11 protein-coding genes are annotated in these 13,161 nt (G+C 39.1%); 5 read left to right on the forward strand and 6 right to left on the reverse strand.

Features of this window, described 5'->3' with window-relative positions:
- Positions 1-94 precede the first annotated feature (94 nt).
- The 4 genes from I3259_RS05180 (at position 95) to I3259_RS05195 (ending at position 3,653) form a co-directional block, all read left to right on the forward strand.
- Positions 95-697: a LysE/ArgO family amino acid transporter gene (locus I3259_RS05180; protein ID WP_238028645.1), complete on the forward strand. Its 603-nt coding sequence runs from the start codon at positions 95-97 to the stop codon at positions 695-697.
- A 141-nt stretch (positions 698-838) separates the two neighbouring features.
- On the forward strand, positions 839-2,176 hold the full coding sequence (gene hflX, locus I3259_RS05185; protein WP_238028646.1) for a GTPase HflX: 1,338 nt from the start codon (positions 839-841) through the stop codon (positions 2,174-2,176).
- A 317-nt stretch (positions 2,177-2,493) separates the two neighbouring features.
- The gene (yeiP, locus tag I3259_RS05190) at positions 2,494-3,066 is read left to right on the forward strand and encodes an elongation factor P-like protein YeiP (RefSeq protein ID WP_005367920.1); all 573 of its coding nucleotides are present in this window, start codon (positions 2,494-2,496) and stop codon (positions 3,064-3,066) included.
- Between the two features lie 110 nt (positions 3,067-3,176).
- The gene (locus I3259_RS05195) at positions 3,177-3,653 is read left to right on the forward strand and encodes an N-acetyltransferase (protein WP_238028647.1); all 477 of its coding nucleotides are present in this window, start codon (positions 3,177-3,179) and stop codon (positions 3,651-3,653) included.
- 48 nt (positions 3,654-3,701) lie between these two features.
- Here I3259_RS05195 and I3259_RS05200 read toward each other — a convergent pair whose 3' ends face one another.
- Entirely contained in the window at positions 3,702-3,911 is a 210-nt protein-coding gene (locus I3259_RS05200) for a cold-shock protein (protein WP_005367917.1), read from the reverse strand.
- 483 nt (positions 3,912-4,394) lie between these two features.
- The gene (locus I3259_RS05205; protein ID WP_005367915.1) at positions 4,395-4,604 is read right to left on the reverse strand and encodes a cold-shock protein; all 210 of its coding nucleotides are present in this window, start codon (positions 4,602-4,604) and stop codon (positions 4,395-4,397) included.
- A 518-nt stretch (positions 4,605-5,122) separates the two neighbouring features.
- On the opposite strand from I3259_RS05205, the gene I3259_RS05210 reads away from it, so the two are divergent.
- On the forward strand, positions 5,123-5,434 hold the full coding sequence (locus I3259_RS05210) for a DUF496 family protein (protein WP_005367912.1): 312 nt from the start codon (positions 5,123-5,125) through the stop codon (positions 5,432-5,434).
- Positions 5,435-5,788: 354 nt separating this feature from the next.
- On the opposite strand, the gene rsmF is transcribed toward I3259_RS05210, so the two are convergent.
- The 4 genes from rsmF to I3259_RS05230 all read right to left on the reverse strand — a co-directional run bounded on the left by rsmF (position 5,789) and on the right by I3259_RS05230 (position 13,124).
- Positions 5,789-7,219 (reverse strand): 16S rRNA (cytosine(1407)-C(5))-methyltransferase RsmF, encoded by a 1,431-nt coding sequence (rsmF, locus tag I3259_RS05215; protein ID WP_238028648.1) that lies wholly within the window; start codon positions 7,217-7,219, stop codon positions 5,789-5,791.
- Between the two features lie 150 nt (positions 7,220-7,369).
- The gene (locus I3259_RS05220; RefSeq protein ID WP_238028649.1) at positions 7,370-9,997 is read right to left on the reverse strand and encodes an MlaD family protein; all 2,628 of its coding nucleotides are present in this window, start codon (positions 9,995-9,997) and stop codon (positions 7,370-7,372) included.
- Positions 9,978-11,174 (reverse strand): paraquat-inducible protein A, encoded by a 1,197-nt coding sequence (locus I3259_RS05225; RefSeq protein ID WP_238028650.1) that lies wholly within the window; start codon positions 11,172-11,174, stop codon positions 9,978-9,980. Before I3259_RS05225 ends, I3259_RS05220 begins: the two co-directional genes overlap by 20 nt.
- A gap of 117 nt (positions 11,175-11,291) precedes the next feature.
- On the reverse strand, positions 11,292-13,124 hold the full coding sequence (locus I3259_RS05230; protein WP_238028695.1) for an ABC transporter ATP-binding protein: 1,833 nt from the start codon (positions 13,122-13,124) through the stop codon (positions 11,292-11,294).
- Positions 13,125-13,161 lie beyond the last annotated feature (37 nt).

Genomic DNA, 13,161 nt, shown 5'->3' on the forward strand with positions numbered 1-13,161 from the left:
AGTCATTTTTTTCTGATTTATTAACTACTTTGTAACTTACGCAAATAAATGGTATTTACCTAATACTCGTCACTTTTTACATGGATGTACTTTAATGACAACCTTTCTTGCAGGCTTTTCGCTTGGCTTATCTTTAATACTGGCAATTGGTTCTCAAAATGCATTTGTATTGAAACAAGGGCTTAAGAATCAATATGTGTTTATCGTCTGTATTGTTTGTGCATTATCTGATGCGTTATTGATTAGTTTTGGCGTCGCTGGTTTTGGCGTTATTGTCAGTAAGTATCCAGATATTGAAACAGTGGCGCGTTACGGTGGCGCTATTTTCTTAACAGTTTATGGGCTGTTGAGTTTTAAATCAGCATTGATGACGGATCATGCTTTGCTTACCGATCAAAAAACATCAGGTTCCTTATTAAAAACAGTACTAACTTGTTTGGCTTTTACGTGGTTAAACCCGCATGTGTATTTGGATACAGTTGTGCTACTTGGATCTATTTCTACTCAATATCAACCCTATGCGTGGCAATTCGGGTTAGGGGCAATCACGGCATCTTTTGTGTTTTTCTTTTCGTTGGGCTATGGATCGCGTCTATTAGCTCCATTATTTAAGCAGCCTAAAGCATGGAAGGTGTTAGAAATACTGGTATGGGTAATTATGTTATCTATTGCGACATCATTGGTTATCGGTATTTGAGCAATTTTTATTAAAGAGTGTTGATCTATCGCTACAACAGCTGTATTGGAATATCACGTTTATAGTATAAAGCCGGACCATAAGAGCGTAGGATGAATATAATTATAAAAGTAGGGTGCACATGGTGCATTAGCATTTAGTATGCAATTAACACAAAAACCGTTAAAAAATAACGCATTACTTATTTCAATCCAAACGCCACAATTTAAAGGCGATGAAGCAAAAAGCTCATTAGAAGAATTAGCACGTTTAGTTACCACATTAGGCTTTAAAGTTGTTGGAACACAGTCTCAGAAACTTAGTTCAACAAAAAAAATGAGCGTATTAGGTTCTGGGAAAATGGCTGAGATCGCGCAGTTAACAGGGAATCTTGGCGTTATTGAAGACGATGGTGAAGATGCTCCCCTTGATGACATCGATTTTATGGATGTGTCACTCGATGATTTACCCAGCGTACTTGCCGATGTAGTGGTGTTTGACTGCGATTTAAGCCCATCTCAATTACGTAATGTAGAAAACCAATTAGGTGTTGAAGTGTTTGATCGCACTGGCATCATCATTGAGATATTTAGCCGTCATGCTCGAACTCGAACAGCCCGTCTACAAGTTGAAATTGCCCGGTTAAATTATTTAGCACCGCGTTTACGTGAATCCACCAGCGGTAATAAAGAACGCCAAATGGGTAAGGGTGCGGGTGAGACAACACTGGAACTTGATCGTCGTAAAATTCGTGATCAATTGGCTGAATTACGACGTGAATTAGTTAGTGTTCAAGATGAAATGAAAGGGCGTCGAACTCAACGTTCTGAGCTTTTTTGTGTGGCGTTAGTGGGCTATACCAATGCGGGTAAGTCTTCTATGATGCGAGCATTAACAGGCAGTGATGTTGAAGGCGAAAATAAATTATTTGCTACGCTAGATACTACTGTTCGCGCCTTAAAACCAGAAACACAACCGCGTATTTTAGTATCAGATACTGTTGGTTTTATTAAAAAATTGCCGCATGATTTAGTTGCGTCTTTCCATTCAACCTTGGCTGAAGCCCATGATGCATCACTATTGTTATATGTCGTTGATGCGTCTGATGTATCTTTCCGCTCGCAGTTAGATGTTGTTCATGAAGTATTAAAAGAAGTCGGCGTGGATAGCATTAAAAAGCTTTTGGTACTGAACAAATCTGATCAATTAAGTGTTGAGCAGCAACAAGCATTAATGGTTGAATTTCCTGATGCTATGATGACGTCAACCCGAAACCCGTTAGATATTGCTAAACTTCATCAATACATTATCGATGTAGCTCAACATGAAATGATCGAAGAAGAAATCATAGTGCCTTATACAGCAAAAGGACTGATGGGAGATATCCGTTCTGCGATGAGCGTGACGAAAGAAAAATATGAATATGATCATATAAAGCTAACTGTTCGTTCTAATGAGATTGAACTCGCACGTTTGAAAAAACGGATGTCTGAATACTAAAACATGATGTAGATAGCGTTAAGTTGAGCGCTTATTAAGTGATTAAATAACGATGTAATATTGCTTGTTTGTTACGACTTGTTAAGACGCTAGATTGATGTTTAAAATCAGTTTTTGAACCTTTGCAACAAATGTTTGATTGGACACCAAAAGTAGATAAATCATGGTTTTTTATGCAAAGTGTTTATGGTTGTTTAAGCTTTGAACAAGCTTAGGGAGTAAACGCAAAAAAATAGGATTTGTACTACTATAACACTTGCTATAAATCTGTATCTTGGTGTAATTTCTCACAACTATTTTTATTTGGAATTATGATCATGCCAAAGGCTAGTGACATTAAAAAATTTGCTGCTGTTGAAATCAACGGTAAAGTAGGTCTTGTTAAAGAAATTAGTAAGCTAACGCCTAGTGGTCGTGCTGGCGCAAGTCTTTACAGAATGCGTATTTATGATGTAGCTACTGGTACTAAATCAGACGTAAGCTTCAAAGCTGATGAAATGGTTAACTTAGCTGATTTCCGTCGTACTAAAGCATCATTCTCTTACATCGATGGTGAAGAGTATGTATTTATGGATGATGAAGATTACACACCATACTCATTCAACAAAGAAGCAATCGCAGAAGAACTACTATTCATCACTGAAGATACGAAGGGTATCGAAGTTCTTACTGTTGATGGCGCGCCTGTTGCAATCGAACTTCCAGCGACAGTTGAACTAACTATCGTTGAAACTGATCCATCAATCAAAGGTGCTTCTGCAAGTGCTCGTACTAAGCCAGCTACACTTTCAACAGGCCTAGTTGTTCAAGTTCCAGAATACATCGCGAATGGCGAAAAAATTAAAGTTAACACGGCTGAGCAAAAGTTCATGAGCCGCGCTGACAAGTAATAGATTACTTATAATCTATACTGAATAAAACCAGCCTTCATCTTGCTGACTTCAGTTAAGCAGATGGGCTGGTTTTTTATTTGTTGCACTACGTCACGGAGCAATGGATAGTGCTATATAAAATACGAAAAGCAGAAAAATCAGATCTTATAGCTATGTACCAATTAGAACGTGAACTATTTGGTGAGCATTGTTATCCCGATTTTTTATTTCGCCAAGCATATGATTGTTGGCCAAGTGGACTATTAGTTGCTGTTTCTAAGTGTGAGCATGTCGTAGGGTATGTACTTGCAAGCCCAAGCTTTAATATACAAGCTGAAACACAGCGTGAAGCGTGGATATTAGGTATTGCAGTAGATAAACAGATGCAAGGTCAAGGTGTTGGGAAAGCATTATTAAATGAGATGTTAGTGCAGTTAACGGATTACAATCGAATTTTATTAACTGTGCACCCAGAGAACAATGCAATGAAGCTATATCAGGCAATAGGTTTTGTTGATATAGAGCAAGAAGATGATTATTTTGGTTGTGGTTCACCAAGAATTAAGATGTGCTTTAATCGTTCGATATCATTTATTCGGAAATAAAAAAGGGTACCCTAAGATACCCTTACTTCTTCAACTGTTCGTTGTAGATTAGATGCGCTCAACGTTAGCAGCTTGAGGACCTTTTTGGCCTTGCTCAACGTCAAAAGAAACCTTTTGACCTTCTGCTAGAGATTTGAAGCCTTCACCAGCGATAGCACGGAAGTGAACGAATACGTCAGCGCCGCCATTGTCTTGAGTGATGAAACCGAAACCTTTCTCATCGTTGAACCACTTAACGATACCAGTTGCTTTAGACATGTAATGTCTCCTGAAAATAAATTAATGTGTTACTTATGTACAAAAGAATATTGAAGCGCTTCAGGACAACTGTGTACGTTTGAACAGTGTAACGAAGTTTTTCTTTCACTTTGTTTCATAAATAGTCCTGTTTTGCAGGACGTTGATATTAAGCCATTTTCGATTTTAAAGAGCAAGTGAGTTACTTACTTATCGCGTTATAATGTGAGCCATATTACAAAAAAATCGTAAAAAAACTTATGAAATAGGTGTCTTATTGAGCGGGGTGGTTAATTCTTATCAGGAATTCGAATAATAATAGATCTATCAACATCTATAAGTGTGCTCTAATCTTGCATTTTTAACTAATAAATTACTTGTATATAGTCGATTATGGGTGTGGTGTGAGGTAGGGGGAGGTTAATTGTTGGCAAAAAAAAGGGCCGTGATGACCCTTTTATCAAGTGCTATGTGAACTAACTCGAGAGTTATATAAGCAAGTATTTATGCTTTTTCAACATTTGCAGCTTGTAGACCTTTAGGACCTTGCTCTGTTTCGTAAGAAACTTTTTGTCCTTCAGTTAGGGTTTTGAAACCGTCGCCAGTAATCGCACGGAAGTGTACAAATACGTCAGCACCGCCGTTATCCTGAGTGATAAAACCAAAACCTTTCTCTTCGTTAAACCACTTAACGGTACCTGTTGCTTTTGACATGTTCTCTCCTGATAAACTTTACATCAAACACTGTGTTGCCAATATCGGGTTACGACGCTATTTGAGCTTGAACACTTCTAGGAAGCTATCCTTGTCCAGATTGCATTGTTGTAAACGAGTACTGGTCTATTTCAAGAGTAGGCGTTGATATGCTATTTGCAAATACAATAAGACTTTTTTTGTGGGAGAATTCACAAAAGATACCATTTTGTTATTGCACATTACATCTATTGTCTAATTGTCATAATTATTAATTAAAATAAGATGATTTATTGTAAAATATCAAAAAGTTGTTGATTGGTTTGTGCGATATTTAAGCGAGAAACATAAGTTGATGTTCATAGAATCATCATTGAGCATTTAATCATGAGTATTGCTTGAGTTTACGAATGACTTTCTGATATAACGATTTCAGTAATAAACTGAGACTCGACGGTTATGTACTAGGAAGTGCATTATTTCTATCCCTTGCATTAAATCAGTTTCACAAGGTTTTATTTTCAGACTAAGGACTACACATGAACAACATCCTTGAACTCGTTCGTCAAACACGTCGTAAAAACAAACTAAAACGCGAAATTCTAGACAACGATCGTAAGATTCGCGATAACCGTAAGCGTGTTGAGTTATTAGAGAACTTGATGGATTACATTAAGGCCGATATGAGCCACGATCAAATTGTTGAAATCGTTGAAAACATGAAAGGCGATTACGAAGATCGTGTTGATGATCATATCATCATCAGCGCAGAGCTTTCTAAAGAGCGTCGTGAAGTAAGCAAGTCAGTAAAAGAGCTAAAGAAAGCTGAGATCGTTGCACATAAACACTAAACAACACTCAAAGCTGAAGTATATAATATACTTCAGCTTATATAGTTAGTTGAAATTAAACCGAGCTTAATGCTCGGTTTTTTTGTATCTATTGTAAGTATTAACAATGTCTTATGTGCTAACGTTGTTAATTTGAAAGCTAACGACAACGATGCATTTGAGGCAAAAAATAGCCCGAAACGACTCCTGTCTCGGGCCTAGGGGAATGGCTCTCGTAAGAGCCTTGCGCTAACTGGTTAGTAAATGGAGTTTGATTACACTTTCAATGTTAGTTGAATAATGTTTATTTTCCAGTTATTGCATTTAATAAAATCATCATTAACGCTGCTTTATGAAATTAACGATATTTTTATCTTAAATATCAAATAGGTTAGTATCGCGAACTAATTCACGAGGTAAGCCATTTTTGATACGGTTGCTCACCCATTTGCCAATACCAATAGGGTAATCACGGTAAGTAACAATCACTTCACCTTTACCTGCCGGTATTTCTGGGCGAATATCGCGTCCCATGAACCACTCTTTAGCTTGTTCAACGTTAAGTTCAATGGCTGTAGACTCTTTGCCTGTTGCCAATGTCATTACCGCTTCATGCTGCCAGCGATAACCTTTCTTGTGTTGTTCTGCGAGCTTAATACCAATACGTTGGAAACGAATTTCACCAATTAAAGTACGTAGCTGAGAAGGGAATAGCCAAACTTCTTTATCACGTAACCAAACATCATGTTGCTCAGGTAAGGTAATATCTAAATCTTGTTTTAGCTGTTGGGCTATCTCTTGTTGTTCTTTTTCTTTAAGCTGAGTAAATGGGAATTTACCCATACGCTTTTTCACGCTATCGGTTTCAACAGGTGCCAGCTTACGAATACGAGCAACAAAGAAACCTTCGCTATCAAAAATCTGTGGGTAAACGTGTAGGAAACCATCTTCCGTAAGTGACTTCTCCGCGCCATCAAATAAGGTATTTAATGGCTCAAATTCTACAGCGTCACCAAATTTTTCTTTTAAAAAATGACAGACTTCTTGGTTTTCACTTTGGTTTAACGTACATGTCGAATACACCATAACACCGCCAGTTTTCAGAGCCTGGAAAGCGCTAACAATTAGATTTCGTTGTACTTCAGCAATTTCATCAATAGAAGCTAGGCTCCAATTTGCCATGGCATCTTCATCTTTACGAATTGCACCTTCACCAGAGCATGGCGCATCTAATAAGATGGAATCAAAAGATTCAGGTGCCCATGTGCCAAATACACAACCATCAAAATGGGTCAGTGCTGCATTGTGAACACCACAGCGTTGTAAGTTTGAATGGAGTACTTTAATACGGCTAGCGGCTAATTCGTTGGCAACCAGTGCGCCACGATTTTGCATTGCACAAGCTATTTGGGTAGTTTTAGAGCCCGGTGCTGATGCCATATCTAATACACAATCTAATGCGTCATTATCTTTAAGCAACGCGGTTACAGGCATCATAGAGCTGGCTTCTTGAATATAGAAAAGTCCTGCCATGTGTTCTGCTGTATTACCGAGAGAAACCGTGTCTTCGTCTTCTCGTTCAATCCAAAAGCCGGTATCACACCAAGGAATAGGTGTTAATGTCCAACCACGGTTAGCAACACGGTCTAAGAAATCCTCAACACTAATTTTAAGTGTATTGACACGAATGCTGCGACGAAGAGGTGTTTTACAACAAGCAATAAATTCATCGATATCTAAATGCTCAGGCATGGTTTGCTTGATTAAATCGATAAATGCGTCTGGGATGTGAATATTCGGATGCAATGAAAGGATCTCTATTAACTAGCTAATGGCGCTGATTTTATAACAGATTGGTATGAATTGCAGTTTTTGCTAAAACAAAGGGTAATAAAGGTTTTTTGCTGAATAAAAAAAGAGCACCGAAGTGCTCTTTTATCTATTGGTATAATGTTGTTAACGTTCAGGAATCGCAGTTCGCCATGCTATCCATTTGGGATTTGCTTCTTTGTGAAGCAAGAAATGGGTTCCAGCTTTAACTTGCGGTTCTAATGGTTGTTTTTCTGGTGTTGCAAAGGCAATACCACCGCGTAATAGGCTATCAAATGTGCCCGTTTTTACATTTGCTCCTGTAATACCAATATCGACGTTTACACCTGATGTATTCCAGAATACGGTGTTTTTACGGACTAGATGACGATATTGCTTTTCAAGTTGGGCTTTGATAATAACGCGGTCAGCCAAGTCACCGAGCGAAACATCAACCACTTGTCCAACTTGAATATCACGATAAAGCAGAGGAGTTCCTTCGCTAATTGAATCGCGTTCTTCACTTTCTAATACGATAGTCACACGAGAATCGACTAACTCGGCAGAGCCTAGCTTGAAGGTATCAGAAAAATTACCTTTACCTGGTTGCACTGCAATGTAAGAGCTTAGTAATGAATCTAGGTTCTCACTGCCGCTTAAGCTGATTTTGGGTTTTACAATCCAGAAATAGCTGTCTGATTTAGCGATTCTTTTTGCATACTTCGGATATAAACGCGCCTGAATCTTAACATTGTTTTTATAAAAATCAGGTTCGATGTTGATAATTTTACCAATCGCGACACCTTGGAACTTTATCTCTGTGTTATTTGAGACTGAGCGGGCATCACTAGCAGTTAACGTGATGAGTTGCCCGAAATGTTGCGCAGAGCTTAAGCTTGAGTAAAGTTTGTATTTAGAACCCACACGGTTAGTCACCTGTTCCATGTTATCAAAGGCTATACCGCCTTTGATCAGAGTAGATAGGGGATCGGTGACTAATTTAACACCATTTAAGCCCGCTTCTACTTCAATACCTGAACGGTTCCAGAATACGGTATGATTGGTGATTAAATGACGGTATTTTTTCTCAATATGTAGCGTAATACTTACACCGTTATCTTTTAAGGCAAAGTTACTTACTTCACCCACTTGCAAATTACGGTACAGTACAGGACTACCTTCTGATACAGGTGGTAATTTGTCTGCAAATAAATGAATGCTGCTAAAGCCTTTAAGCTTTTCATCGGCAAGATCAGCAAGGCTACGACTTTTAAATAGGGTGTAGCTTTTGTTTATTTTGTTGTTTCCAATAGAGGTAAAGCTAATCGCGCTACTGATCAATTGATCGGCCGGTGGAATAGAAACATCAATACCTCTACTGGTAATACTGGCATCGACACCGCCATCAACGAAGAAGCGACTACCGCTTCGGATCAAATTGGTGTACTCAGGTTGAACCAAGACATCAAAGTTAACGCGATCACCAGATAATTCAACATTAGTGATTCGTCCAACGTCTAGTCCCTTGAAGCGTAATTTGGTGCCACGTTTAATACCAAAACTTTTATCAGCATACAGTTTGAAGGTTGCTACGCCTGGTTGTTGCTCTTCTAATGTGTCTCGTGTAATTGCTGTAAACTGGCGTGAAGTTTCGCCTTTACCCGGAATTAAACGTAAGAAATTACCTCGTACAAGGTTGCCGATATTCTTAACACCATTAAGTGATACTTCAGCTTCTTCGAGTAATAAACGAGAGCCGCTATTTAAGTATTCACGCATGCTAGGTTCAATTGCCGCATGTGCGATGATTTTATTGGTTTTTTCATCAAGGCTTACATCGGTGATTTTACCTATTTGTAAACCACGATACATGATTGGCGAGCCTGAATCGCTAATATCATTGTTGTCTGGCAAGGTTATCGTGATAGCAATACCACGACCCGCTGTGTTGATATCAGGGTACAGTTTGAACAGGTGATTTGCTTCAATGACTTTACCTTTATCTGGCGAATCAAATGCGATAGCACCGGCAATTAATGCTGATAGGCTTTCAAACTGTACGTCAACACCGTTAAAACCGATATCAGCACGCATGCCACTGACATTCCAGAAGCGGCTTTTATCTGTAACGAGGTTGGCGTATTTAGGTTTGATTAGTACATCAATAATGACTTCTTTTTTATTATCACTAAGGGTGTAATTGAAAACCTCACCGACAGGGATCTTCTTATAGAAAATTTGTGAACCAATACTGATCGATCCAAGATTCGGTGCTTTTAATTGCAGTTTTAAACCATCTTCTAATGGGGTGTCTGCAGGTTGGTTTTCAAGCGCGGTAAATTTGGTTGCTTCAGGGCCATCACCCGGCAATAAGGCAATGTAGTTACCTGAAACCAAAGTATCTAAACCTGAAATGCCAGTAATAGACGCTTTTGGTTTCACTAACCAAAAACGGGTGTTTTTTCGAAGGATGTTTACTGCTTCAGGGTAAATGTCGGCAGTAACGTAAATACTCTTAAGATCTTTTGACAGGCTGACATCACGAACAATACCAACTTCAAGACCTTGATAACGAATAGTCGTTCGTCCTGCGACTAAACCCACGGCATCATTAAAGTGAATTTGAATACGTTCACCGGCTTCGTTAACTGATTTATACAGTAACCAACTGGCAAGTATTAATGCTAATAGCGGCAACAGCCACAGTGGTGATAATCCCCGATCACGGCGAATTTTCACCTTATTGGGTTGTTCGTTATTTGGATCGTTGTTCATAATTGTCCCATATCAGGCGAGAATCTAAACTTTCTGCTGCTAACATTGTTAATACTACCACGACGGCAAAGGCGATTGCCCCTGGTCCCGGCGTGAAATCAAGAACTTGTCCACGGTCTATTAATGTGACCATGATGGCGATAACAAAGAGATCCATTACCGACCATTTACCTATCCAGTGTACGGCGCGAAATATTCGCATACGTAGCAGATGGTGTGTTTTTCGTTTGAATTGAATGGCTAACAGGATGTAAGCCAAACTTAGAATTTTCGCCACAGGGACAATAATACTGGCAATAAAGATAATTGCAGCAATGCCTGTCATTCCTGTTCTGACGAGCTCCGCGACACCTGAAAAAATAGTATCTTCAATACGCTTACCGTTATTCATAAAAATGGAAATGGGATAAAGGTTTGCAGGTAAAATAAAAATACTGGCTGAAATTAAATACGCCCAGGTTTTTTGAATGGAATGTGGAATACGATCGTGCAACGCACTGTTACAGCGGCGGCAATGGGCCAGGTGCTCTTGTGTTAAATGACACGTGGTACAAAGTGTGTCTAACTCATCACTGATATGTTCATTTTCGGGTTGCCACGCATCCCAATAACGACGAACACTGATACGGGTTAGTAACACGAGAAATAATATTTGTAAGGTTATTAGACAGTATAGTCCTAGGCCGACGTTGATCTCTGCGACTTCTTGGACTTTAAAACAAGCAATGGCGAGGCTAACTAAAAAGACATCAAGCATTACCCATTGTTTTAAATGGTGAAGAATCCATATTGATGCTTTAAATAGGGCGAAATGACGAAATTTAAGTGAATATTGCGCACTAAAAACAGCCCCCATAACTAATAGCGGCGCAATAACGCTACAAAATAAGATTAATGCGGCAACCCCTGGAAAAGTAGCTGACAGTGTGACGGCACCCGATGGAAGCGTTGCTGGGATCATCTGTCCGAATAATCGTATTGTGATTAACGGTAAAGTAATGGTTGGAATAAAAAGAATTAAACCCGCTGCGGCTATTGCTAGCTCCGCATTAAATCTTGCTGTTCCCCCACGATATAAACGTGTTTGGCAACGGGGACAGTAAGCACTGTGTCCTTGTTGAGCCGCCTCTGGGAGCACGAGTAAATTGCAACCGGGGCAGCGTCTGGCCGTTGACATAGTACGTTGTTTCCTTTGCAAAAGAGCGAGATATAAAAACGCTCACGAAATAAAAATTCACATGTTTATAAAAACACAGTGAATGATAGCCCATGAGCGTCAAGGAAGGGTACTATATTATTTTGTGCCGATTCTTGCTACTGGAAGTTGTTGATCTGTTTGCTCTATATCATTATTAGGTGATTGAATTGAACCGTAAAGTGTTCGATATAACCCATGTTGGCTCACTAATTCAGTATGCGTACCTGATTGACTGACTAATCCATCTTCTAATACATAGATTAAATCAGCTTGTTTTACGGCGGATAAACGGTGGGCAACAATTAAGGTGGTTTTATTTTTTAAAAAACCATTAAGTGCTTTATGTAATGCGGCTTCTGTTGAAGTATCTAACGCTGATGTTGCTTCATCTAAAATAACAAAATCAGGGTTAGATAAGATCATTCGGGCAATTGCCAAGCGTTGACGCTGACCACCGGATAAACGAATACCTTGTCGACCAATTTCAGTTTCTAGGCCATGTGTTAAACGCTCTGTCATGTCTGTAAGTTGAGCAATGTCTAACGCATTCCAGAGCTCATCATCAGTATATTCACCACCTAATGTTAAATTATGACGTAACGTATCGTTGAATAAGACAGGCTGCTGGAGCACGACAGCCATACGTTCACGAAGAGATTCATAACTGACTGCTTCAATCGGGTGACCATTAATAAAAATTTCACCTGATTGCTTTTGGTAAATGCCAAGCAGTAGTTGAATTAAGGTTGATTTACCGCCACCTGAAGCCCCCACAAGAGCAACACGCTTTCCTGCAGGGATATCAATATTTAAACCACGCAATACTTCTTTATCATTATCATAAGAAAAACGGACATTTCTTACTTTAATATCCAGTGCTTCATTGTGATTAAAAGGATAAACGGTAGCGGTAGGGCGAACTTCTTCTTCTAAAGCTAACAACGTATTTAAGCGTTGCATGGCGGCAGACGCACTGTACCAAGAAAATTGAATCCCCAATAACTCTTGTACAGGCCCTAGCATAAACCATAAGTAACTAAATACAGCCAGCATTTCACCGATAGATAAGCCACTGAAAAGCACCATTAGCATTGCAGCAGCGCGAAACACTTCAAAACCCGCTAAGAATAATAAGAAAGAGATGCGTCCAGCCGCTTCTGATTGCCATGCAAACTTATCAGCACTGTGACGTATGTCATTTGCTTGTGATTTTAGTTGGGCTAAAAATTCACGTTCACGATTAGAAGCGCGTAATTGATATATGCCATCTAATACTTCGACTAAACGTTGTTGGAATTTTTCATAAGATTGATTTTCTTTACGCTTAAGATTTTTAACGCGGTTTCCCATCATTTTTGATGCGTAAACAACAATAGGGTTAATGACGAGAATAAATAACCCGAGTCGCCAATCTAACCATAATAAAACACCAGCCGTACCTACGACGGTGAGCAAACCGATAATAAAACGACTTAACGTATCTCCGACAAATTTATCGATAGTTTCAACATCAGTGACAAGATGCGAAGTAATGCCACCACTGCCTTTTTCTTCATATTGGTGCATGCTAATACGCCCTAATTTATCCAATAAATGCTGACGTAAATTAAAGGTGATTTCTTTTGATACCAGTGTGAACTGGCGGCTTTGTAAAATGTTCAATGCTTGGCTTACGGTACGCATTAAGACAACTAAAAATAATACTAATAAGATATAACCAGTAGGCGATTGCCATTGCTCGGGAAGAAGGTGGTTTAAATATTGGATCCCTTCAGCTGGCTTATGTAGTAATACTTCATCGACCATTAATGGCATCAGTAATGGAATTGGTACGCTAATCAAGGTGGCAATAACAGCAATGATATTCGCGGTGATAAGACGAGGACGATGTTTTTTAGCTTGAATAAAAAGCCAAGACCAATTAATCATAGTGGGGAATGAATGCTTCACAGTGATAATGATTCCT

The organism is Photobacterium sp. Ph5, assembly GCF_022129445.1.
Classification (GTDB): Bacteria; Pseudomonadota; Gammaproteobacteria; order Enterobacterales; family Vibrionaceae; genus Photobacterium.

Coding starts and splice junctions, on each gene's coding strand:
- I3259_RS05180 (WP_238028645.1), top strand. CDS start 95: ATGACAACCTTTCTTGCAGGCTTTTCGCTTGGCTTATCTTTAATACTG.
- hflX (WP_238028646.1), top strand. CDS start 839: ATGCAATTAACACAAAAACCGTTAAAAAATAACGCATTACTTATTTCA.
- yeiP (WP_005367920.1), top strand. CDS start 2,494: ATGCCAAAGGCTAGTGACATTAAAAAATTTGCTGCTGTTGAAATCAAC.
- I3259_RS05200 (WP_005367917.1), bottom strand. CDS start 3,911: ATGTCTAAAGCAACTGGTATCGTTAAGTGGTTCAACGATGAGAAAGGT.
- I3259_RS05205 (WP_005367915.1), bottom strand. CDS start 4,604: ATGTCAAAAGCAACAGGTACCGTTAAGTGGTTTAACGAAGAGAAAGGT.
- I3259_RS05210 (WP_005367912.1), top strand. CDS start 5,123: ATGAACAACATCCTTGAACTCGTTCGTCAAACACGTCGTAAAAACAAA.
- I3259_RS05220 (WP_238028649.1), bottom strand. CDS start 9,997: ATGAACAACGATCCAAATAACGAACAACCCAATAAGGTGAAAATTCGC.
- I3259_RS05225 (WP_238028650.1), bottom strand. CDS start 11,174: ATGTCAACGGCCAGACGCTGCCCCGGTTGCAATTTACTCGTGCTCCCA.
- I3259_RS05230 (WP_238028695.1), bottom strand. CDS start 13,124: ATGATTAATTGGTCTTGGCTTTTTATTCAAGCTAAAAAACATCGTCCT.